The organism is Thermodesulfobacteriota bacterium (assembly GCA_030583865.1).
Classification (GTDB): Bacteria; Desulfobacterota; GWC2-55-46; order GWC2-55-46; family GWC2-55-46; genus UBA5799.
The window spans coordinates 2,702,425-2,724,493 of record CP129479.1; the positions used below are offsets into that span (position 1 = coordinate 2,702,425).

The following is a 22,069-nucleotide window of genomic DNA, read 5'->3' on the forward strand; positions in this document are numbered from 1 at the left end:
GGAATTCCGAGGAACACCGTATAGGGCGTTGCTTGGATTCTGCTTTCTTCCCAGATTAGAAGGGCGGCTTAAAAACACGCTTGACGGACAGGAAGAGACATATTAATATTAGTAGCTTATATCCCCCGGGGTACTAACGGGGGTCTTTTTCTGAAAACCTATTCCCAGGTAGCTCAGCCGGCAGAGCAGGTGGCTGTTAACCACCGGGTCGGGGGTTCGAATCCCTCCCTGGGAGCCAGTAAAATCAAGGGGTTAGCCGATTTTGGGCTGCCCCTTTTTCATTGGACTGTGACCAAATTGTGACGGCGCGGTCCAAAACCTCCACTCCATCCCTCAAACTTTCAGGATAGTGATGCGAATATCTCTGGGTCATGGCGATTGTTTTATGACCTAAGAGCTTCGCGATCTTGTAGAGGTCGATACCCGCCTGAGCGAGCCTCGTAGCGAAGGTATGCCGGAGGTCATGGAACCTGAAGTCCTTGATCTTGGCCCGGTCCAGGGCGTCGTAGAAACCCCGCCTCAGGTTCCGGTCTATGATCTTGGTCCCGGCTTCGCTCGCGAACACATAGTTGCTCTTTATGTGCCGCACCTTTGCCTTCTCCTTTAAGAGCTCAAAGGCTCTCCGGTTCAAGGGTATGGTCCGCTTCTCGCCGTTCTTAGACCGGACGACGGTCGCCGTCTTTCTGAAGAGGTCCACATGCGGCCACTCCAGGGAAAGCAGCTCGTCCATCCTCATCCCTGTGTTCAGGTCGAAGATCACGATCTCCTGAAGCCAGTAATGGGGAATCTGGATGTTTTTCTCGCCGGTTGCGTAGATCACGCAAGCGTCAATGAGCTTCTTTTCCTCTTCCAGAGTCAGCCACCTGTCACGTTCATTCCTGACCTTCTCCCTTGATACCTTCTCGACAGGGTTTTCCTTGACCCATTCCCATTCGCGGATAGCCTTCTTGAAGGCATGGCACAGGACGCCGCGCTGCGAGTTTATCGTGGCTGCGGCCAGGCCCTTTGCCCTCAAATGGGCTTTGTAGGCCGATATGCGTCCAGGGGTGATCTGCGTCAAAGGGACATCCCCAAAAAATTCGATCATGTCCTTTTTGTACCCCTTGTCCTGACGTATCGACCTGTCCGACTTATTGGGTGTCGAGTGCTCGGCTATGTACTTGTCCAGCAGCTCGCTCAAGGTCCTGTCCTCACCCAATTGCCTGTCAAACCACTTGCCTTCGACCAGCTGGGTCAGCACCTTGGCATGGATCTTCTCGGCAAGCTTCCTGTCCTTGACATCGGTTGATTGCCTGACCCGTTTGCCATTGTATTTCAGATTTATCCACCAGACCTGGCCTCGTCTAAAAAGACTCATCAGAAACCTCCTTCCTGAGGCCTTGATTCAGGCTGGTTTCCCGTTTGGAAGGATTATACCCCTTGCCTTTTACCCCCTCAATAGTCTTTTTTATGAGGCTGTTTATATCTTCTTTTTCAGGCCTTTTTATGAAAAGGCGCTCCTGTACCTGTATTGCCTTGGAGCTATTTACCCAGTCTAAAATCTCGTCCATATTGAAGCGGAGAAGTCCGTTGAGTTTGTAGAAGGGAATAGTCCCTTCATGAACCCAGGAGTATAAAGTAGACTCCTTTACCTTAAGGAATGCGGACAGGTCTTTTATGGTAACAAGGTGCATGGCTTTTACTTTCTGGCTTCTAATACGGACATTTATTTACGGCAGAATTCACAGAACATATTGATAAATCACAAGAATCGGCAGAAATCATAGGCAAGCCCTGAAAGGACTTTCTGCCTGCTTTCCTCTGAAAGGACCTTTCCGATATGGCTCCGGAATTCTTCCAGTTTGGCTTCTTCAAGAAAGAGGGCGACTACCTTGCCATATCCGGCATTAAGGCACTTGGCCGCGTTTCCGGCTTCATGTTCAATGCCCGTGGTTATCGAGACCTCAACTGCTATCCGTGTTCCGTCCCGCTCAAGGCCGATGTCTACCGTCTCCTTGCCGTCCAGGGTCGGCTCCTCGATTGCAGCCCGGTAGCCCTTGCCTTCGGCATAGGACTTTATGACCGACTGCCAGTATCGATGCTGAACCCCTCCCTTGCCTTCCTTGCCGGGCTCTATTCCAAAGGCATTGAACCCTGAGGGCGTAAGGAGAAGGAACTTGGCAATACGGGAGCCCTGGCCCAGGTGCGTTGTAATTTCATGGACGAAGCCTTTTCCCTTGAGAGCGCTCTTGATCTTGTCGCCCATGTAAGCGCTCAATTCCTGCTTCTTGTAAATTGAAGTAACCGAAAGCAGGGGATTATTGTAGGCGCACTCCAAAAAGGCCTTCTCCTGGACCGTTATCGATGGAATCCTTTCTTTGGGCGTTACCGACTTCTGCATCGGCTTATTCTGTCTCACTGGTGGACTCTTTTCCGATGCCGTATATCTTGCCCGTGAACGGGCTATGATCTCGTCCTCATAGTTTATGCTGGGCGGCTCCGGAACCTTTTCCGTCACCATGTTGAAGGCGCTGCCTACCATCTTGACCAGGGTCTCGCCACGCTTGAGCTGGCCGATCTCCTCGGCCTTGAACTTCCTGGAAAGGTTTTTCTCCATCAGGAGCTGATCGTTGGGCGAATCGCTTGCAAAAAAGATCATGGTCGAGGCATTGAATACATGTCGAAGGATATAATCGGGAATATCCCCGATCATCTGGTTTGCAAGACAAAGATGCAGCCCGAACTTTCTTGCCCCGGATAGGATATCCGCCATACTCGGGCAGGCCATGTGCTGGAACTCGTCTATGAATAGATAGGAGTCCGGGCAAGCGCCCTCCCTCCTCATGGCCGCTATCTGAATTTTCGAGACAAGGAGCTTTCCAAGGAGCTGGCTATTTCTCTTACCTATGTCTCCATGCGAGAGATTGCAGAGAAAGACTTTGCTCCTATCCATGATCTCCAGAAAATCTATCTTGTTCTCCCGGTTTGAAAGCATGGGGCCTATGGTCGAGTCCGGAAGGATTAAGGGACTCAGTTTATTGGTTATGGCCGTGGCTATCCCGCGCCGCTCAAGCGAGGGGAACTCCAGCTCCCAGAAGGCCAGAACCCGTTCGTCCTCGATTCCGTCAAGAAATTCCTTCCTGAAGCCCTTGTCTATCATGAGCCTTTCCATATCGAGCAAGGTCGAGTCCTGGCGCGAAAGGAGCGTGACCAGGAGAAAATTGAGCGTATGCTGGACATTTACGCCCAGAGGTGCCTCAAAAAGATCTTCGAAGAAGTTCAGGAGGTCGGTCCTGATGTGCTCCTTTTCAAGCTTGCTTCCGCTGTGGGCCAAAGGGTTAATTGCCATTGGGAACCCAAAGTCTCCGGCGCTGAAGTAAATCGTATCGTCCTTTCTTTTTGCCGGAATCCTCGGCAGTATGCCTTGCCTTACAAGCGAGCCGTGGGGATCGATTACCGCGACCCCATCTCCGGCTTCTATTCTTTGGGTTACATTTTGAAGTATCAAATTCGACTTGCCATAGCCGCTCTTGCCTGCCAGATAGCAGTGCCGGTTCGGTAAATTTCGGGAATGGCAGACCTGCTTTCTAATTCCCCTGTACACGTTAGTGCCGAGCACAGGGCCGTTGCTGGTAAACTCCTCAGGCACAGGAAAGGCGGCCCTGGCTGTTTTAATATTGTGCATGGCAGAAACCAGCTCCTGAGAAGGAAGGTGGACCAGGGAAGCCAGCTCTTCGGAATTCAATATGGCCCCGTTCACGAAAGTGCTCCGGTTGAGGATGCTTTGAGGAGGATACGTACCCCTTACACGCTCTATTCCGTTTTCAGCCGTGCTGAACTGATTGAAAAAACTCTCCATTGCCTCAAGGACGGCAAAGTCGGCGGCAAGTGTCCTGATTGAGACGGCAAAAAGGGGCTTTGCTATTTTCTTGTCCGCCAGCTTGGGAAGATGCGGAAGGTCCGCAAACGGCGACTGGCCAGGGTCGTACTGGCTTCTGGACGCAAAATAAAGGTTATCTTTCCAGCTATTTCTGACTGGTATAAAGGCCACCTGAAAGACTGCAAAGCCGGAGCCGATATTATCAAAGACGCCGAAAAGCGCCCTGTATGGGTCGAGCCCTGTAGCCTGGACCAGGGGGAAGAAATGCGAAGATCTGAGCCTGTAGGCGCGCGCAATGAGGTTTTGGCCTTTTGCCCCTTCAAGCAAATCTTTTTCCTCTACTATCGCATCGGCTCCGGGGAAGTGCGCCCTTATCTGGGCCGCTATGTTTTCCGTTTGCGCCTTATCGACCGTAAGCTGGAACCCGATTTGCTTTCCCGTGCAAGCAATCTCCAAAAATACCGGGGAGACGCCTGGAAATGAAGTCAAGAACTGCTCTGCATTCTCAAGAGCGCACTTCTCGTCTCTTGCAGGTAGTATCCAGATGAATCCCGGATCAAAGGGATTTATCTTGGCCCGAACGCTTCGGCTCTCAATTTTCCGTCCAAAGAGATTTTGGATAAATGAGCGCTTCTCAAGCTTATGCTTAAATGGCTTGAAAGGAGGCTCCAGCTCGACCAGATAGGGCAGCACGACTGGTGAGCCCTGCCCTCTCTCCATCTCCTCAATGATTAGTCGTCTTTTCTCTACCAATACTCTCATTTTCTAAATCGGTATCGAGGTTTCGCATGCAGGACAGACAACCCAAAGAAATCCCTTGCCGCAGTTAGGGCATGGGCTGAAGGCATGCCTGTCTTTGAATGATAAGAACCCGCAACCGCACTTATATCTATTGACGAGATCAACCGTTGCACCGCAGGCAAAGCAGGAGGCTTCAGGGATTAGCAATTCCTGAAGCCTCCTGGATACCGGGACCACCTTGAACGTGAGAATATGGATAATGAAAAGGGCAATAGCGCTCTGGAAGACAAACTCGCTTCCAAAAGCACTGCCTGCCTTTGCCCCTGTATAGATCACGGCAATAACCGAGCAATGGTAAACGGCAGCTATCAACCGGCGCTTTAGCCTTATGCCCATTCACTGCCTCCACCTCATCCGAGTCTGCCTGATAGTTGCTCCGCCTTTCCTCTCAGTCTGCCTCCAAAGCCAGCCTGCAAATCCCTTCAGGAGCCGGAGTGCAAGGCCCTTAAGAAGCTTGTAGACGCCGGGGAGCCATCTTTTCATTGCGTAGATCGCAATTAGAGCTATAACCAGGGTAAGCACGTAGGCTCTCTTGTCCTAATCAGTCACCAGTGGCGCTGCCAGAGCTGCCACCGCGACCGCACCAAGAATTGTACTCAAGCCCGCATTGCCGTTCGATGATTGCTTAGGCGCTGAGAGCGGCAAATGAAACCTGATAAGCCGTTTTCCCCTTACATCTTCGACAATGAAGAATTCAACATTGTTCTTTTCGATCAGGGCTACGCTATAGGTCTTATCCGCTTTCTTCCCGGCATCCAGCACCTGATCCCTGCTCTCGCTCCATCTCTTTCCATGCCTCTCCTGGACAGCAAGCGGATAAGCCACATCGCCCCAGTGAAGGTTAAGTGTGCCTCCTGTGATATCCTGAGGCTCGCGGTCTAAAACCGCAAGCCGTCGGGCGCTGTGCAGGGATACTTTCCTTCGTGCGACATTAAGTGCATCGGCATTAAGGAGATTGTCCCTAATCGTCCTTGAACTCTGTGGCTTTATGAAATCGGCAAGCGCTTCTATGAGTTGGGCAGAGGAGCGCCTGCCGTTCTCATCCCCTTTAGTGACAGTACCGCTTAACCCTATAACAGCCCCATTGGAGCCTGGCCCGCGTGCCAGAAGCTGCCATTGGGTAGGCACGCTGTCGTCATTGAGAATCTGCGCCATCGGCTTAAGAGTATCTATGGAGAGGATCGCCCTATCCGGCCTGATTTTCTCGATTGCCGTTTCACATGGCTCCTTAAGTCCTGTAGCAGGAACGCCGTTGTTGCTCCAAGTCAAGGCCAATCTTTCGGCCCGTTCCTCTTTAGGATCTGCTATAAGTACCTGGTTACTCGTGTCCAGGAAGCCTCCTGCCAGGACAGCTTCCGAAACTGCGCTGCCCCCACGGTTCGCACCACCGATGAAAAGTGTCTTTCCCATATTGTCCTCCTTCTTAGTTGAAGCTACACACTTCTGATATTTCTGCTTTTATGCCCCACTTACTGAACACTTCAGTCCAGAGATCTACCACCCGTTCATAGTTCTCAGTCGTCATCCTCGATGTGTTGCCCAACGTATATGGATGAAGGCCGCAGACCGTGAGCCTTGTTCCAGGTGGGAATTTTGGCTTTATCAATTTTGATTCGAGCCACCTCATAAACTCCGCCTTGCCCGGCACCCTTTTCTCGAAATTGAAGATTCCATCTACCTGGCGCATATCCGAAAGTATGTATATCCGAGTTGTGCCGCCTTGAGGAATCCGTAAAGAGGCCCTGTAGAGAGCTTCGGCAATAGCAGATCCCTTATTTTTAGGTAAGCCTCCGGCCTTTTTATCCAGCTTGTCCATAAACTGGTCTACCCATCTTCTCTTATTGAGAGTCACCGGCCCTGGAAACCGTGCAGGGTATCTCTCGTAAAAGGCAATTTCTGCCGAATCAAAACCGGTATCTATTATGACGAGCTCGAAAGAGCCGCCTTCGGTATCTCCTGCCTGTTCAACCCAAAGCCTTCCGGCTTTTTCCAAATTTCCTTTTGAGCAGGCGTACTCTCCCGCCGAGCTGCTTCGGTCGCATATGGCGATCAGATTGAAATCTTCAGAAGCTTGAGCTGGTTGAGCAATGCCTACCAGGGAAATGAATGCCAAAACAGCCGGAAGATACTTCGACCCTGGGCTCTGTCCCTGATTTATTTTTGACCTTCGCCAGCCACTCCAGAATCGATATGCTATATGCAACTCGGCAAGATAATTTTCCGTGTAACGAGCATATTTCTCCCACTCAGCCTTTTGCATTTCTTTATCCCTTTGGTCTTTCTGGTAATGCCTTACGTATTCGTCAATTAAACGATCAAATTCCCTTTCTGAGTTCGCCAGATGTTGCACATTTTTCCTTAGCTTTTCTTCATATGTCCTTTCTTGTGCGTCAACACCCCTGATTTTTGCGCTGTCTTTCGCAATCGCAATTGAAGCCGCCCTCCACTTATTTATGAAGAACGCAGCCGCAAGCGGAAAGGAAAAGGCAGTAAAGCTGAAGAGGAATGGCATTAGTAATGCCCCTATTGCTACTTCATCCTGCAAGGCGAATATCTGCTTACCCCGCATCCAGCCTATGGCAATGGCCAGAACCGCGAGTGTGATTATCCAGGCATTACGCTTCTTTCCTGCCAGAACCATTTCCGCGATCAATAATGACGCTATGAAAATCCCGAATGAGGGTAAAAGGGCCACCAAGAAGGCCGCAGGCTCCTTTAAAAAGGCTTTGGACAGCCGTGTAGGATCAATGCCGAAGAAATCAGCAAAAAGAGTGAACACGGCACCTATCTCACCAAGTGCCAGAATCACAAATACCGCGAAACTGCTGAAGGCCTCTGTCCGCTTCAAACCTAGTTCATAGGTGTTCTTGACCTGTAAATTACGCCTATCCTTCTCATCTTCTATTGCTTCAGATGTTGCCCTTATATCCAGCTCGCAAGTCGAGATTCTCGCTATCACTCCTTGGGCTTTCCTTTGGAGGGTATCGGCATACTTGTCGCCCATCTCGGCTCGCAGCGCCAATTCATCGAGCATGTCCTTATTCTCTTCGTGGAGCTCAGCCCTTAAGAGGCTTCCGTCCGGCTGGACGGAGATATAATATGGCGGCTCGCCTTTAGGAGCGTGCTTCACCAGCGCCCTTGCCTTTGCCTTCAGTAATTCCGGAAGGGGGATGCCGCTCCGCTCGGCAAAGTAGGCTTCGCTATAAATTTTGGCTTTCTTGAATACTCCCATATTCTCCTCTTTTTAATACCCCTCTAGATTTCCGCATACCTCAAAAAGGTGTCGCAGTATTTCTAATGGCAATCTTTGATTTAATTTCGTTTCATTGGGTTTCTTATCCTTTTTTCCCGAGTCATCTGTCTCTTTCATTTCAGTCCTCCTCTTTTTCTTAGGCTTATTAAAAAGAAAAAAGACGGCTTTGAAAATGGTTACAGAGAATTTCTATTTTCTTCTTCAAAAATAGGAGGTTGCTGAGATTTAGGTTACACTCTTAAAGCCATCCACTCGATAAATTCAGTTTTTCGATCACTTTTCTTATTATTTTTCTGTCGAAAGTCCTCCCACTCACTATATAAATCGCTTCTGTAAGCTCTTCTATTTTACGGCTCTTCCTTGTTTTAATTTTTGAAATCAACCTGTTTTCCTTTTCATATTCATTAATGTTTTTCACATAACTTTGCTTGCACCCCGGAGTACAAAAAGCCTTCGGATTGTCGATAGAGCCCAAATAGCATTCTAAATTCAAATGATCAGCAGCTTTACCCTCATTAATGCAATGAGGGTTATAGCATCGCATCATCTTATATTTGCTGTTGCGTCCCATATACTTTTAAGTAGGCACCTTAGTGCGGCTCACCCCTTGACAGATGTAACGCTCTGTTTTAAATTAGTATATTCACCCCTCTGGGAGAATCAGCGCCAGGGGGGTGAGCATACCTCCTGCGCCTGCAAAAAAATCAAATCGCAGGAGGCTAAAATGCACAAAAATGAAATCGCGGAACTAAAACAGTTCATTCACAAGCTCCAAAACGAAAACAAGAAGCTAAGAACCAATAATCGAAAACTCAAAAAGGATGCGGCGTACTATGAAGACCTATATAAGACCACGAATGGATGGCTCCAGGATCTAGGTCGCGGTTCCGACTTGCTTCTCCAAGACTTAAGGCGCGCCCTTAAGGGCTTGCAAGCAACAGGGACCAATTCAGGCCGGAAGCCAAAGCATGTTAAAGACGTGATCTCGACCACTCTTCATAGGTTAAAGCAATATGAACAGAGCACCCCACTTTCCTTTCTTGAACTTTACTACTGAGATACGCTCTCAGTTGAGCTATGCAGGTTTGCATAGCTCTTTTTATAACCTATTTTTGGGCTCGTGATATATTACAGTAAGGACTACTGTTAGGAATTTTGATTACACTCGGAGATGGATATAGAAATGAAAGACAACTCTTCGAAATACGATATTGAAGTTAAGAAAAAAATAACGTTTGCAGATATAAGGGCGCTCGTTGAAAATTTTGAAAGGACCTACCCTAAGAGGGAAGGTGTTCCTAAAAACACCTTAAATTTATTAAAAGCAATTTTTGAAATTTATTCTGAGCATATTGAGAAACAAAAAAATAAACATATCGACCTGAGTATTGACAAAAATAGGCCAGCAATATTGAGAAGCGAGCTCATCAGGAGATACGGAGGAGGTGCAGAATTAGAGGGCGGATTTTATACTGATAAAAGCAGGCTTAATAATTACCTTAGAAGGATGATTTTTGATTTTGAGAATGGAAAATCCTTGAATCCAAAATGCTTTGTTCTGAAACGTGCTACGAGCGGGAAAGGAGAAACATCGAATTATTTCATAACCATCCGAAAGCAGGAAATTGCACCGGCCAAGGCAATTGGCTACAATTACTCTATTGACCAAAGGTTGAAGGCCAGTCTGGAAAAATGGAAGTCTTCAAACTATCTTGGCGAGTACGCTCTTTCAATAACGGACCTAAATCAAATTCCAATAGAGCTAAATCCCGCAGAATATGATGACGAAAGCATTGCCTATATTATGATAAGTGCTATATTCCGACAAAAGTACGATGAGCGGTGGTGGAAATATAAAAAGAATATAATTGTACTTTGGCATATGATAAATTTATTGCCCCAAGGATATCGGCGTCCTTATTGGCGCGTCGCCTTTCTTTTGCAGTGTATAAATTCGACACTTCTAACTAGTGCAGTATCTAAATTCCCCGAAACAGTTATAAACATTCCTCAGGTAAAACAGGCACTGATTCACATTAAAAAGAAAACAGTGCAAAATTATCTACTAAAGTGTATAAAGGAAAAAAGTTCCTTGGTCGTACCCTATGAAAAGGATTTGCTTTGTGAATTCCGTGATTTTGATTGTCATAAGCTAAACCAGAAAAAAAAGAAATGAATCTGGGATTTCGCATATCGGATGATAAATATTTGGACGAATTCGATTTGGAACTGGTCCAGATATCGGTCTGGCACGGCAGCGATGAGGATTTTGAAAGGGTCGATTTTCTTGCCAGAAAACTAAGAGATCAAAAAAGGCGTTTTGTAATCCATCCAAGCCGACTCTACCTTTCCGAGACCAGGCCTGAAGTCTGGGAATATTATCTTCGCCACCTTAAGAAGTACGCTTTCATTAGTGATCTTGGTTTAATTGTTCATGATGAGACATTAGCGTGGGGCGGAAGGCTTCACGGGGCTTGGGCTGAAGCCTATCGGTCAGCCCTAACAGAACTGGAAGCGATCTGTCCGGTATCCATTGAAAACGCGTCTTACTCACCCGATGCCTTATGGTTTTGGGAGTCCTTTGCCAACTCGATTACTTTTGATATTGGCCATTTCGAAGCCGCCGGAATCGACTGTTTGGAATTGATAAACAGCCTCTCATCTGATCTAATCAAAAAGATTCAGTTCATCCACCTCCATAGGAACAATGGACCTAAAGAGGTAGGCATAACCGACCACTGGCCTTTGGAGGAAGGTTGTCAGGAAATTGCTGTTTTGAAGGCGTTGCTAAAATTAAGACCCGAGGTAGGTGTTATCTTGGAAGTTGACGGAGAGGATGATCTAAAAAACAGCTTATCATTTTTATAAACTCACTTCTTTCCATTGCTTTGCCTTATTTTTGCTTATTCCGCCTATCGATTACTATTGTTTTTACTTTCTCTTCCCAAGTATTAGTGTGCACAACGCGTTCAAATGAATTACCAAACTTGCCTGATAGCAAATCAATGCGACTAAGTTTACTTAATTCCTCCCAATTTTCGAATAAAATATAAACAGCATTGCCGTATTCAATATTTTCAAACACAACTAGGTTATCTTCTAAAAGAGCACCAAAATATCTCCTAAAACCACTCTGTCCAAAAACCAGACTCTTTGGTTTAAGTGTTTGAAAGAAATTATATCTTTCTGCTGCCACATTTTTTTCATGTTGCGTCGGTGTTTTACCCTGAAATATTCGCCCAACAGTCTCTTCCAATGTTCCTGGTGGCAAAATCTCCCAGGATAAATGAAGAGATTTAGTGTAGTCAGCAATTGGAATATTGGCTGGCTCGACACTACAAGCCCCAACATTTTCTTGAAGTAGATTCAGGTCCTCGAATAAGAAATTATTGAAATCCATACTTCTTTTATCGAGAACCTCTTGAACTTGAAAGGCGATTACATAGGTAGAAAGACCGGGCCGAGTATCTTTACAGGTAATTAAGATTTCCAATTCGCGTGGAGATTGGAAATCTCTTGGATATTTCTCATACGGAAGATCGACTGTATGCGTGCCGTAGTATGAATTCCCCCAATTTGGAGTATCAACTGTGTTATAGTGAGTTTCTTTTGGAAGATCCTTACGAATAACTTCTAGTCCGTTTATATTTCTACTGGAAAATTTACCTTGGCTTTCTGGAGGAATAATACTAGTGGGCAGTTTTAACCCCTCATCCGTTAAGACAATACCTAAATGCTTTAATTTTCCCGATGCCAAATCTTGTGCTTTAAATTTTACCGCACACCCAACAACGACTTCATTGCTTTCTATTTTTCCAATTTTTTCAAGAATATTTTGTGGAATTTTATTGATATTTTTCTTTGCCATATAGTTAAGCCTTCTTTCTACGATTATAAGGCGACTGATTTGAGGGCGCTAATTTGATATTTTTCTCGGATGCTTTTGAGTAAACGCCAGCAACAGGCCGACCGAGCTTAAGGCCAATTACTCGAGTTGGTGTATTGCCCTTAGCGAGCTCCTTGAGCTTCTTCACCTCTTCCGACGTCCAAAGCTTTCCTGCATTTCTAATGTATTTTTTAGTCATATAGATTGGGGATTACCGCAACCACAACACCTTGGATTTGGAAGTCATCGGTTACGATTATCGGTTTATGTTTCTTATTTGTAGATTTTGGTAACAAAACAATTGCACCTTGGCCAAAATGAAGCTCTTTAACCGTAGCTTCTCCGTCAATTAGGGCAACAACCTTCTCACCCTCTTCAGCACTTGGCTGCTGTCGAATTAATACTAAATCGCCATCATTAATTTTTGCCTTGTTCATTGAATCCCCAGAAGCCCTGAGTAAAAAATATTTAGAGCCCGAGTGGGCAAGCCTTTTAGAAACAGGCACGAATCCTTCAATGTTCTCTTGTGCTAATAAAGGCATGCCACACGCTACTGAGCCAACCAAGGGAACATCTATAGTCTGGGCATGTCTTGAATGCGATTCTGGATCCTTAACAAGCTGCAAATCGCCATCGGGGCGCTTCTTGAGTATTCCCTTTGAGATAAGCTCATCTATTATCAGGGATGCCGAACGGGGTGATTTATATCCCAATTCCTTCATTAGCTCACGGACAGAAGGAAGTCGGCCTTTATGCACTAGGCTATTTCTAATGTGACGGACTGCTTTTATTTGTTTTGGGGATAAGCTAATTTCCTTCATATACATACTGTATTATAGTGTATAAACTTTGTCAAGAGCTACATTCTTTCCAAATAAAATCACCCAGCCAGTCAATGGGGGGCCGGTTGTTTTTCTAATAAATGACATTTTCAGCAAGAATACCCTCCTTCCTATTCGAGACAAATCTTTCACAATAGACTCAGAAGCTAGGTGGATTTCTATCTGTTTATCCTTTTAGCAACTGACTAAAAGTAGTACCGCTAGTTGAGAGAGGTGCAAAAATTTGGATTATTTTTTCTTGGGAGTTTTGTTTTATCAAAACTAGGGATATGCGGAGGATTTTCCGTTTCCTTGAAGAATTCCCAGACCTGGCGAACCAGGTCTTGAATGCGTACTTTTTGCTCCGGTGGCAGATCCTCAAATGTTCTAACGTCCTCTATCCCTCCCCGCCCAGAGAGACATGCAGAGGTGTACGCCTCTGTTTTTGTTTTATGTAAGCCATTATTTTTAGGTTCGAACGGTGGCTTTGGCATCGTAATACCAGGAAGGGAATTTTCAAGCAATAGAAAAGGATTTTTGGCTTGGATTAGCACTTTTTTATCCCTTAATATCAGGTTCGAACCAATTGCTGAAAGTATCTCGCGCTTGTCTTTAATATCGCCCTGATTGAACCAGTCTCTTACATAACAAGCAAACTCAAAAGTCTTCTCCGAAAGCTCAAGCCATTTATCTATTCTGTGTCCTGCATCCTTAAATAGTTCTTCCAGACGAGACTTTTCCTTTAGGAGTTGAACCCTTTGTAGAGAATATTCCTCATCCGAGAGCAAATTGCCATTTGCATTCTGAGGCGAAGTCTTGAGTAAAATTAGGTTGTCGAGTCTTTTCAGACAATCCGTATACGTTTTTTGTTGCGATTGGACAATAGCACCCCTGCCCTTAATTTCTTCCTTATGGGCCTTACTAAGCAGCTCAATCGTCCACTGCTTCATGTTAGCTGAGAGTTGAATTCGTGAAATATAGGTATCTATCTGCTTTTCTAATCCCTCACCCCTTACGGATCCTTGCGAGCATCCGGGCTTTTTTGTTTTGGCACAATGATAATAGGTATAATGCAGAAATTTCGGCTGCATCATTTTTGAAATCGCGGTCTCGCACTTAGGGCATCTTTCCTTATTTCTATATGCAAACTTATGCTTGCAAGTAGAACATATCAGCTGATGTTTTTCCTCTGCTGTTATTACTGCTCCGCATTCACCGCAGCGCATCATACCCGTAAATGGGAAGGTATGCTTCTTTGGCTTTGCAAGTCCTTTTCTCCCGAGCAAGGCTTGTACCAACTCATATTCCCTTTCATTGACCATAGGCTCATGACTGCCCTGAAACCATAAGCCGCTGCCCCTCGGATATTCAAAATAGCCATAGTAGAAGGGGTTGGTCAAAATTTTATAAATTGCACTTCTATTTAATGGTTTGGAGCCGAGTCTTTTCATTGGCCTAGTTTTGAATCCCCATTCTTTATTTGCCATTTCAACTATCTTTGGTGGAGAATAGCGGCCCGAGATCATCAGATCCCACATATTTCTTACCAGCTTAAATCGTTCTGGATCAGGTATTATATCCTTCTCCCCTTTATTCTTGGCTGGATTATTGAGATAGCCTAGAGGCGCTACACTCGGATACCAGCCTTTTTCAAGCTTGGCCCTAATCCCACGCTTCACATTACGACTCAAATCATCTATATACTTCTGGGCCATCCCAAACTCGATGTACATGAGAATAGTATTTTCGTCATCATGGCTATAAGCCTGTGTAGGAGTAGTGATTTTTATTCCATGCTGCTTTATGGCCCAGATTATAGAACCGCCATCAACGGGATTACGTGCGAGACGGTCGAGTTTCCAACAGAGGACGCCATTGGCCTCACCTCTGTAAATTCGCTGCATCATGGAATTAAAAACGGGTCTACCGGGTTCCTTTGCGGATCTGGCTTCGGTCAATATTTCGGTAATTTCAATATTCTGATTTTCTGCGATTCTTTTTAATTCACCAATTTGAGATTCGATTGACAATACTTGCCGGTCTTCAGCTTCTGAGGATTTTCGGGCATAGAGAAAATATTTGGACATAGGAAGGAGGGGCTATCCCACTTAAAGGCGGGCTTTTGCCCCTTTATTAGAATGGCTTTGCTTTTATCCTATTATAGAGACTGAAAGCCGTCAAATTTCGTATGGCAATCTTTTTATTTATCAGAATCCGACGGCAGAGGGCGGTAAATTATTTTAAATAAAGCAAGCAGCCGTTGTCCCATTTCCAATGCCTCGGCATCGGAGAGCATCTGGCCGGACTCTTTATGATATATTTTCTTGAGTTTTTCGATATCTTCTTGGCTGATCTGCATATTTTTATATGTATCAGCCTATCAAATGTTCTAAGACTAGAAAGGAGGGCTATATTGCCTAAAGAGAAATGTCAAAAGGGCTGCTAATCTTAGCTCAAAATTCTCATATGTAAAAATTCCTCTATCATTTCTTTATCTTTTCTTTATCTCCCGTAGGCTATCATAGGATATTTTGGGGATCGTGTTTTTTTTGGTCTCCAAATCATACCTGAATCAATCCAGTAAAATTGCCTAAAAAGGCAATTCTTCCCTCCTTAGCTCGATGCGTTTCTTGAGCTATTGTTAATCGCATAGAAATAACCATTTGGATGCTTATGAAATACATCCCGAACAGCCTGAAGAAGCACAGAAGAATACGAGGGCTCAAGCAAAAGGAAGTCGCGGAGATACTTGGGCTTCAGAGCGCAAGCATTATTTCGCGCTGGGAAAAGGGGCAGTCCATGCCTAATACTCTTAATGCCTTCAAATTGGCCTTGATATACAGGACTATGGTGGATGCCTTGTTTATCGATCTTTCGAGATCACTAAAAGAGGACCTCCATCGCAAGGAGGAGGCTATTAGAAAATAATTAAATCTATATGCAAAACCAAAAACAATGGTGGACTCCGGTCCGGAGCGGACTGATTATGGAACAGGATGCCAGCCACTATAGAAAAATGAGGAATGCCATCTGGCTCTATCTCTATCTTCTCCTGAATGCGGACAGGAAGAGCGGCACGCTTTCAAGAAAGCTCAGGACCATATCCGGCGACATGGGAATTTCCAAAAACATGATTATGCGCTGGCTTAATATCCTCAGGACGGAGGGATATATTGCCACAAAGAGCAATGGAAGATGCCTGAGTATCAAAATCACTAAATGGAGGGGCACTGATGCTACAAAGGATGTATTTCAGAGTCACCAAACGACCTTCTCCAGGGGTTTCAAAAATCCAAATCCACAAAAGCCTTTTTATCCTCAAAATTCATATAATCCCAGCCAAAAAAGAGAAGGCTCCTTCGAGCCTATCGATATAACGATAAAAAGAAATATTTTAAAAAGCGATATCGATAATAGAAATTTTGAGCCGGAAAAAGGTTACAAGCCCCGAACTGAAAAAGAGCTTCTGGCTATGGATTTAGCCGAAGCCCTGAATGATACAAAAAACCTACCCCTGTACCTTTCCTACTGCAACAAATATCCTGAACAGCTCTTAAGGAGGGTTCTGGGTGAGGTCAAGGAATTACCCCGAGAGAAGATCAGAAAAAGCAGAGGCGCTTTATTTAATTACTTAGTCCAAAAGTATGCAAACAAACAAGACAATCAAAATCCTGGCCATTAATCCCGGAACACGATACATAGGCTTTGCCGTCTTCTACGGCCCGGAGCTGCGGGACTGGGGGACAAAGGTAGTGAGGGGGAAATGGTCTGCCAAGAAAAAAGAAAAGCTCAAAAATATAGTACTCTCACTTATGGACCAGCACCAGCCTGATGCGCTAGCCCTCAAAAAGCTTCATCCTTCCAGAAGCTCTAGGCAACTTGATTGTTTTCTCAATGCCATTAAGGTGATTGCTGAAGAGACTAGTTTGCCGGTCTACGAGTATCCGATCAAGTACTTGGAAGCTTATTTTTCACCAGGCAAACCGAACAACAAGAGACAACTGGCAGAGTTATTGGCAGAGAGATATCCGGTTCTCTATAGTGAGATCGAGAATGAAAACCCAAATAAACTCTATCATCTAAAAATGTTTGAAGCAGTGGGAATGGCAGTGGTTTGTAGTAGAAGAGCATAGGTTGGTACGGAAATAATACAAAATTGAAACGCGTAACCTATCGATTTTCAAGGATAATTGGACGGGGTTTAAAGAAAAAATTCCTTATTATTTCAAAATGTGTTAAAAAAATAGAAAAAATAATTCTCGAATGGTACTGTCGTGGCCGTAAAAATTGCTCATTTATCAGATCTTCATTGTAACGGCACAAAAGAATGGTCTATCAATTTTGAGAATGTTATCAGTTGTTTACGGGAAATATTACCAGATATTATTGTTATTACAGGAGATTGCGTTGATGATCCAAACGAAGAGAACTTTAAAAGTCTAATCAAAGCTATAAAAAAATTATGTGATACAATTATCAACGAAAAAGAGTTTTATCTTATTACAATTCCGGGTAATCACGATCTTTATAAAAATGGGTGGTGGCCTAGATTACCTAAAATTCTACCTCCAAGTAAAATTTTTTCCAAAAATTTTAAGGAGCTTGTTTATCCTCACGAAGATACAGATAAGTTATGTGAATTAATTTTCCTAAGATACAAAATTGCTATTTTTCCTTTTGATTCCAATCAACGAACAAAGCTTTTGGGATCCAATTTTTTCCTAAAGTTTGCGTTTGCAAAAGGATCTGTAGAAGATCCGCATAAGATTTTCGATAGATTTGAAGATAAATATAGAGGACTTGCGCGATCAAATAACATATGTTATGATTTTTGTAAGAAAATAGCCATAGTACACCATCATCCCTTGCCACTACCAACGCCAATAAATCATCAATGGGAAGAGCCTTTCTTAGTTTTCACTAATTCATATCTATTTCTTTATGAAGCGGGCAAAAGAAAAATAGATCTTATCCTCCATGGTCATAATCATTCATCTGGCATAACGGAATACAGAGCTCTAAGCGAAAATCATTCCTTGCCGCCTATCTTTATTTCCGCCTGCGCCACCACTTCTTCGATTAAAAAAGATGAAAACGTAGAGAGGCAAATCAAGGTAGTAAACATTTTAGAATCTGGTGCTTGCGAAGTTGATATTTATGAAACACCCCATATTGCTGGTAGTGCAGCTTTTGAAAAGAGGCCTAAAAATATCCAACTGTCCGATTACGGCGCTCAAAGAAAAATAAATTTTGGAAACGTAGATTCAAATATAGAACAAATATCAGCTAAAACAAAGGTAGTTGATATTTTAGACGATGGGAATGGTGGTGCGAAAGTCACAATAAATTATGAAAAAATTAGGTTTAAACGTGGAATTCATAAAAAGGAAGACCAAACGATAAAGGAGACAATATATTCAGATTTGGGTAGAGTTCCAGGTGGTTGGTATGTCTTTGATTCTGAAAGGATGAGAACCTCTGATCAAAGGATTGTATGGGAGCCTCAAGGCCAAGCTTCAAACCCTAACCAAGAGGAATCCTATGTCGTGGAATTCAAGCCAAGGAAATCAATATCAGAAAATTCTTTAGCTTATTTAACTACTGTGTATCCTGATTCCAATGCATATGCTCTTAGCCTAATAGACCATGAGGATATGTATCCCGTTGTGGGCATGGTAAAAGAAGAGTGCTGCAGGATACAAACCGATTATCCTACACAGAATTTAGAGCTAATTGTAAAATTCCCTAGTAAAGAATATTTTCCAACCGATCCTGAGAAAATTATTGTTGAAGCGCTTCCCAAAACAGAATTAATTGAAGACAAAACAACTTACTTGAAAGTTCTAAAGGGTGATTACAACCATCATATCGAAGAAACAAATTTTTTACGAACAAAGGGCGCAATAAAAATTAACCCCGAATTCAATCAAATAACATTAACAATCAGATATCCTCAGCCCAATCTAATATACGCATTACGCTGGCCTGTTCCTAAAGTGTATTCTTACTCATTTGCTGAGCTCAAAGAACACGAAAAATTTGGAAGAAATTACTCTAAGATTTCAAAACTTCGCAAGCTTCTTTTAGACAAAGGCGAAAAAGCTAGAACTTTTTTTGAAGAAGTAATTGACAAGATTAAAGAGGAGCTGAGGGATAAGAAACTTGATTTTATTCTATTAGGTTATAACGAAGAAACTAAATTCCTCGAGGTTGTGTTTGCTCCAAATAAATACCCTAATTCATATAATGATTTATGCGTAGGTAGAGGACCTGCCGGAAAAGCTTTCAAAACGAGAAAAGCACAATATTTCGAGAAAACAGGAAATGCATGCCTAAGTTTGGAAAATCGTAACCTAACTATTAATCTTGAGAATGTGATACCAAATTTGAATCCGGAATTAGTTTTTGCAATACCCATTCCTATACCAATAATAAAGGATAATGAAATTTTAAAACTCAATCCAGTTGTCGGTGTCTTAAGTATAATCGCATCTGATGCTGCATCTTCATTGTCAAGTTTTAACCCGCAAAATCCGATAAAGAATAGAGAGGATTCAGGAAAACGCTTACATGACATCGTATTAGCGATATTCAATAATCATTTTCTTGAAAAGGAGGAACGATGCCAAAATTAACGAGCGCGATAAATAGCTGGACTGAAACCGAAGAGCAATTTGGATTTGATGGAATGTGTGGCATTCGAATTATCGATCCTGATGATGAGAAACAACGCAAACTGTTAGCCAAGTTACTTGAAAACATTGAAGCTGATGAACAATAGTTCTTTTCAAATCAATATCTCTCTATTTAAAAAGCTGTATATAAAAATTATATATACAGCTTTTTTTATTTAACTAAAACTGTTATTCCACCCCCTACACCCCTCCTCATACTCGCAATCCTTACACCAGAACCCGATCCGGGGAAAGAACATTTGGCCCTCAATCCCTTTTAGGACCTGTTTTGCCAGGTAGAAGAATCTCTGGTAATCGGATTTTCCTCGTACGGTCTCCATGACGTTGATTTTGGGCTTTTTGTTTTTTACGAAATTGACCACCTTAAGCACTTTTGGTGGCTTCTGGTAAAGGACTTCATAGGCGTAGCTATAGGCGGTCAGCTGGATGCTGTTTAGGACATCATCCAGGCTCATGGTCTGCTGAGAGGTCTTGAACTCCACAATCGTGCCGTCCTTCTCGATAAGGTCCATGTACCCTTCGAGGTTGACCGCCAGCTTTTCGCCGGTGGACGGGTTGATGACAGGGACGGTGAAGGGGATTTCAGCCCCTTTTATCTCATTTGCAGGCTCGTGAAAATAGAGCCCGAGGATCTCCTTTGCCAGAAGCACCAGCCTTTCCTCGTCCTCGCCCTCCTTGAAGCGGATATCCATCTCAAGCTTCTGGGCGTACCAGTCCGCCTCTATAATCTTGTATAAGCGCTCCAGCGAGGCTCCGTTGCCGTTCATTCTTTCCCTGTGCAGCCAATCAAGGGCAGAATGGACCGCGCTCCCGAAGGCCAAGCCCGAAGACTTGAAGGAAACCGGCAGCTTATCTATGTACCGGAATTTGTACTTGAGGCTGCACTGCATATAGAGATTTATCCTGCTCGCCGATATGTACTCAGGCATGGCTGTCCCCCTTTGCCTCTTTCAGCAGGCGCTCGATGAGTCTGCTTGCCTCGTTTTTGGAGGCCTCTTTTAAAGAACTGACCTGAAAGGCCTTTAGAAGGTGCTCGTGTGCCTTATCTCCCTCCACTCCCTTATCAGCAAGGAGCCTGAAGAGAAGCCTTTTCTGGGGGAAGGTCATCAGGCCCTCTGTTTTCTCCAAGCTTCCATTACCATTCCCGCCCTTGCCCTTGACACCTCCATTGCCTGTCCGGTTCGCATCTTTCAGAGCCTTGTAGTCGATCAGGAATTCATCGCCGGGCTGAAGAAAGATTTTTACGACCACCTCTCCATGCTTGTTTACTACATTCATGCACTTGGTTCTGTTTTCCATTTTTTATCCCTCCTTTTATTAAAGAACTGCCTTCAGCTTATATTTTTCAAAAGGCTGGGCAAAGGAGGGCAAAGTTGCCGCTAAGGACAATTTTGGCATTCTTTTATTTTTGAGTTGAACCCTTACAATTAAGGAATGCTTGTCACAAATAACAAAAACTCAATAACTCCCTTTGCTGTTACCAACTACCGGCATCTAAGAAAGAGGTTTGGAATAAAAGAGCAGGACCGGCTGGGGCATATGTATGTCATCGGGAAGACCGGCACAGGCAAATCGACGCTGTTGAAAAATCTGATCGCGGCTGATCTACGGAATGGAAACGGGCTGGCCCTGATAGACCCGCATGGCGACTTGGCCGAGGATGTTCTTGATTTAGTACCTGAGGAGCGAATCGAGGATGTGATCTACTTCAACCCGCAGGACCTGGAGTACCCTACCGCTTTCAATCTTCTTGAGAGAGCTACGCCATACAGCCATTACCTGATTGTCTCCGGACTAATCTCGGTGTTCAAAAAAGTCTGGGCTGATTTCTGGGGGCCGCGTCTTGAGCACATCCTGAGGAATGCGCTATTTACCCTTCTGGAGCGCCCTCAAAGCACGCTTTTAGACCTGCCAAGGCTTTTGACGGATAAAGATTTCAGGAAAGGCGTGGTCGGAAGGATAAACCACCAGCAGGTCAGGGACTTTTGGCAATATGAATTTGAAAAATACTCTGCCTGGCTTAAGGCCGAGGCGACCGCGCCTATACTCAATAAAATTGGGCAGTTCCTTACGAGCGTCCCCTTGAGAAGTATAGTGGGCCAACAGGAGAATTCGTTCAGGATTCGAAAAGCAATGGATGAAGGAAAAATCCTTATCGCCAATCTCTCTAAAGGCAAGCTCGGGGAGGACAACGCCGCCCTCTTGGGTGCGCTCCTGGTGACCAGGATACAGCTTGCAGCATTAAGCCGGGCCAATATACCTGAAAAGGACAGGCGGCCTTTTTACCTGTATGTGGACGAGTTCCACAATTTTATTACGAGCTCCTTTACCGACAGCCTCTCAGAGACCCGCAAGTACGGATTAGGCCTTGTGCTCGCCAACCAGTATATCTTTCAGCTCGATGAAAATATACGGCAGTCAATTTTCGGCAATGTGGGAACGATTATTTCGTTCAGGGTCGGGGCTGAGGACGCAAAAAGGCTTGCCCTGGAGTTCAATGGATCAATTGAGGAGCGCGATCTTGTGAGCCTGGAAAACCACCATATCTTTCTTAAGCTGATGATTGATGGAGCCAGCTCAGAACCCTTCAGCGCCATAACACTTCCACCTCCCCAGCCTATACACTCCTTCAAGGAGCAAATCATTGCAAATTCCAGAGCTAAATATTGCAGGCCAAGGAAAGAGGTCGAAAGGGAAATTCTATTGAGGAGGACTCCCCCAAGCACGCCAACAGCCCAGAGGCTGCCGCTTTAG

Annotated in this window: 21 protein-coding genes and 1 tRNA gene; 10 read left to right on the forward strand and 12 right to left on the reverse strand. The window is 44.5% G+C overall.

Going from position 1 to position 22,069, the window contains the following annotated elements; genetic code table 11:
• The first annotated feature begins 162 nt into the window (after positions 1–162).
• Positions 163–238 (forward strand) — tRNA-Asn (locus QY316_12870).
• Positions 239–244: 6 nt separating this feature from the next.
• Here the strand turns inward: QY316_12870 and QY316_12875 are convergent.
• The 6 genes from QY316_12875 to QY316_12900 all read right to left on the reverse strand — a co-directional run bounded on the left by QY316_12875 (position 245) and on the right by QY316_12900 (position 7,892).
• Positions 245–1,357, reverse strand: coding sequence for a tyrosine-type recombinase/integrase (locus tag QY316_12875; GenBank protein ID WKZ32781.1), 1,113 nt, complete (start codon positions 1,355–1,357; stop codon positions 245–247).
• Positions 1,344–1,673: a helix-turn-helix domain-containing protein gene (locus tag QY316_12880; GenBank protein ID WKZ32782.1), complete on the reverse strand. Its 330-nt coding sequence runs from the start codon at positions 1,671–1,673 to the stop codon at positions 1,344–1,346. The genes QY316_12875 and QY316_12880 overlap by 14 nt, the downstream gene beginning before the upstream one ends.
• 68 nt (positions 1,674–1,741) lie before the next feature.
• Positions 1,742–4,612, reverse strand: a complete 2,871-nt coding sequence (locus QY316_12885) for a hypothetical protein (GenBank protein ID WKZ32783.1) — start codon at positions 4,610–4,612, stop codon at positions 1,742–1,744.
• 12 nt (positions 4,613–4,624) lie between these two features.
• Positions 4,625–4,996, reverse strand: a complete 372-nt coding sequence (locus QY316_12890) for a hypothetical protein (GenBank protein ID WKZ32784.1) — start codon at positions 4,994–4,996, stop codon at positions 4,625–4,627.
• A 201-nt stretch (positions 4,997–5,197) separates the two neighbouring features.
• Positions 5,198–6,070, reverse strand: coding sequence for a hypothetical protein (locus QY316_12895; GenBank protein WKZ32785.1), 873 nt, complete (start codon positions 6,068–6,070; stop codon positions 5,198–5,200).
• 13 nt (positions 6,071–6,083) lie between these two features.
• Positions 6,084–7,892 (reverse strand): hypothetical protein, encoded by a 1,809-nt coding sequence (locus QY316_12900; GenBank protein WKZ32786.1) that lies wholly within the window; start codon positions 7,890–7,892, stop codon positions 6,084–6,086.
• Positions 7,893–8,637: 745 nt separating this feature from the next.
• Between QY316_12900 and QY316_12905 the strand changes: the two genes are divergently transcribed.
• From QY316_12905 to QY316_12915, 3 genes are all read left to right on the forward strand, one after another.
• Positions 8,638–8,970, forward strand: a complete 333-nt coding sequence (locus tag QY316_12905; GenBank protein ID WKZ32787.1) for a hypothetical protein — start codon at positions 8,638–8,640, stop codon at positions 8,968–8,970.
• 126 nt (positions 8,971–9,096) lie between these two features.
• The gene (locus tag QY316_12910; GenBank protein ID WKZ32788.1) at positions 9,097–10,089 is read left to right on the forward strand and encodes a hypothetical protein; all 993 of its coding nucleotides are present in this window, start codon (positions 9,097–9,099) and stop codon (positions 10,087–10,089) included.
• 32 nt (positions 10,090–10,121) lie between these two features.
• Complete coding sequence (locus QY316_12915) at positions 10,122–10,781, forward strand: hypothetical protein (protein WKZ32789.1); 660 nt, start codon at positions 10,122–10,124, stop codon at positions 10,779–10,781.
• 25 nt (positions 10,782–10,806) lie between these two features.
• On the opposite strand, the gene QY316_12920 is transcribed toward QY316_12915, so the two are convergent.
• The 4 genes from QY316_12920 to QY316_12935 form a co-directional block, all read right to left on the reverse strand.
• Positions 10,807–11,781: a hypothetical protein gene (locus tag QY316_12920; GenBank protein WKZ32790.1), complete on the reverse strand. Its 975-nt coding sequence runs from the start codon at positions 11,779–11,781 to the stop codon at positions 10,807–10,809.
• Positions 11,782–11,785: 4 nt separating this feature from the next.
• Positions 11,786–11,998, reverse strand: a complete 213-nt coding sequence (locus tag QY316_12925; GenBank protein ID WKZ32791.1) for a hypothetical protein — start codon at positions 11,996–11,998, stop codon at positions 11,786–11,788.
• Entirely contained in the window at positions 11,991–12,620 is a 630-nt protein-coding gene (gene lexA, locus QY316_12930; GenBank protein ID WKZ34129.1) for a transcriptional repressor LexA, read from the reverse strand. Before lexA ends, QY316_12925 begins: the two co-directional genes overlap by 8 nt.
• 221 nt (positions 12,621–12,841) lie before the next feature.
• On the reverse strand, positions 12,842–14,707 hold the full coding sequence (locus QY316_12935; GenBank protein WKZ32792.1) for a recombinase family protein: 1,866 nt from the start codon (positions 14,705–14,707) through the stop codon (positions 12,842–12,844).
• 586 nt (positions 14,708–15,293) lie between these two features.
• Between QY316_12935 and QY316_12940 the strand changes: the two genes are divergently transcribed.
• The 5 genes from QY316_12940 (at position 15,294) to QY316_12960 (ending at position 19,401) form a co-directional block, all read left to right on the forward strand.
• Entirely contained in the window at positions 15,294–15,548 is a 255-nt protein-coding gene (locus QY316_12940) for a helix-turn-helix transcriptional regulator (protein WKZ32793.1), read from the forward strand.
• A 58-nt stretch (positions 15,549–15,606) separates the two neighbouring features.
• The gene (locus QY316_12945; protein WKZ32794.1) at positions 15,607–16,302 is read left to right on the forward strand and encodes a hypothetical protein; all 696 of its coding nucleotides are present in this window, start codon (positions 15,607–15,609) and stop codon (positions 16,300–16,302) included.
• Positions 16,265–16,753 carry a hypothetical protein gene (locus QY316_12950; GenBank protein WKZ32795.1) on the forward strand — a complete coding sequence of 163 codons (489 nt, stop codon included), beginning with the start codon at positions 16,265–16,267 and terminating at the stop codon, positions 16,751–16,753. Before QY316_12945 ends, QY316_12950 begins: the two co-directional genes overlap by 38 nt.
• Before the next feature lie 141 nt (positions 16,754–16,894).
• Positions 16,895–19,255: a metallophosphoesterase gene (locus QY316_12955; GenBank protein ID WKZ32796.1), complete on the forward strand. Its 2,361-nt coding sequence runs from the start codon at positions 16,895–16,897 to the stop codon at positions 19,253–19,255.
• Positions 19,243–19,401, forward strand: coding sequence for a hypothetical protein (locus tag QY316_12960; protein WKZ32797.1), 159 nt, complete (start codon positions 19,243–19,245; stop codon positions 19,399–19,401). Before QY316_12955 ends, QY316_12960 begins: the two co-directional genes overlap by 13 nt.
• A gap of 69 nt (positions 19,402–19,470) precedes the next feature.
• On the opposite strand, the gene QY316_12965 is transcribed toward QY316_12960, so the two are convergent.
• Entirely contained in the window at positions 19,471–20,244 is a 774-nt protein-coding gene (locus QY316_12965) for a PD-(D/E)XK nuclease family protein (GenBank protein ID WKZ32798.1), read from the reverse strand.
• Positions 20,237–20,614: a hypothetical protein gene (locus QY316_12970; GenBank protein ID WKZ32799.1), complete on the reverse strand. Its 378-nt coding sequence runs from the start codon at positions 20,612–20,614 to the stop codon at positions 20,237–20,239. The genes QY316_12965 and QY316_12970 overlap by 8 nt, the downstream gene beginning before the upstream one ends.
• Before the next feature lie 135 nt (positions 20,615–20,749).
• Here QY316_12970 and QY316_12975 point away from each other — a divergent pair, with 135 nt between their 5' ends.
• The gene (locus QY316_12975) at positions 20,750–22,069 is read left to right on the forward strand and encodes a type IV secretion system DNA-binding domain-containing protein (GenBank protein WKZ32800.1); all 1,320 of its coding nucleotides are present in this window, start codon (positions 20,750–20,752) and stop codon (positions 22,067–22,069) included.

What these genes read in the sequence shown, in the direction of transcription:
- QY316_12940 (WKZ32793.1), top strand. Translation starts at nt 15,294, where the DNA reads ATGAAATACATCCCGAACAGCCTGAAGAAGCACAGAAGAATACGAGGG.
- QY316_12950 (WKZ32795.1), top strand. Translation starts at nt 16,265, where the DNA reads ATGCAAACAAACAAGACAATCAAAATCCTGGCCATTAATCCCGGAACA.
- QY316_12935 (WKZ32792.1), bottom strand. Translation starts at nt 14,707, where the DNA reads ATGTCCAAATATTTTCTCTATGCCCGAAAATCCTCAGAAGCTGAAGAC.
- QY316_12875 (WKZ32781.1), bottom strand. Translation starts at nt 1,357, where the DNA reads ATGAGTCTTTTTAGACGAGGCCAGGTCTGGTGGATAAATCTGAAATAC.
- QY316_12895 (WKZ32785.1), bottom strand. Translation starts at nt 6,070, where the DNA reads ATGGGAAAGACACTTTTCATCGGTGGTGCGAACCGTGGGGGCAGCGCA.
- QY316_12905 (WKZ32787.1), top strand. Translation starts at nt 8,638, where the DNA reads ATGCACAAAAATGAAATCGCGGAACTAAAACAGTTCATTCACAAGCTC.
- QY316_12965 (WKZ32798.1), bottom strand. Translation starts at nt 20,244, where the DNA reads ATGCCTGAGTACATATCGGCGAGCAGGATAAATCTCTATATGCAGTGC.
- QY316_12970 (WKZ32799.1), bottom strand. Translation starts at nt 20,614, where the DNA reads ATGGAAAACAGAACCAAGTGCATGAATGTAGTAAACAAGCATGGAGAG.
- QY316_12945 (WKZ32794.1), top strand. Translation starts at nt 15,607, where the DNA reads ATGGAACAGGATGCCAGCCACTATAGAAAAATGAGGAATGCCATCTGG.
- QY316_12910 (WKZ32788.1), top strand. Translation starts at nt 9,097, where the DNA reads ATGAAAGACAACTCTTCGAAATACGATATTGAAGTTAAGAAAAAAATA.
- QY316_12920 (WKZ32790.1), bottom strand. Translation starts at nt 11,781, where the DNA reads ATGGCAAAGAAAAATATCAATAAAATTCCACAAAATATTCTTGAAAAA.
- QY316_12880 (WKZ32782.1), bottom strand. Translation starts at nt 1,673, where the DNA reads ATGCACCTTGTTACCATAAAAGACCTGTCCGCATTCCTTAAGGTAAAG.
- QY316_12975 (WKZ32800.1), top strand. Translation starts at nt 20,750, where the DNA reads ATGCTTGTCACAAATAACAAAAACTCAATAACTCCCTTTGCTGTTACC.
- lexA (WKZ34129.1), bottom strand. Translation starts at nt 12,620, where the DNA reads ATGAAGGAAATTAGCTTATCCCCAAAACAAATAAAAGCAGTCCGTCAC.
- QY316_12890 (WKZ32784.1), bottom strand. Translation starts at nt 4,996, where the DNA reads ATGGGCATAAGGCTAAAGCGCCGGTTGATAGCTGCCGTTTACCATTGC.
- QY316_12925 (WKZ32791.1), bottom strand. Translation starts at nt 11,998, where the DNA reads ATGACTAAAAAATACATTAGAAATGCAGGAAAGCTTTGGACGTCGGAA.
- QY316_12900 (WKZ32786.1), bottom strand. Translation starts at nt 7,892, where the DNA reads ATGGGAGTATTCAAGAAAGCCAAAATTTATAGCGAAGCCTACTTTGCC.
- QY316_12960 (WKZ32797.1), top strand. Translation starts at nt 19,243, where the DNA reads ATGCCAAAATTAACGAGCGCGATAAATAGCTGGACTGAAACCGAAGAG.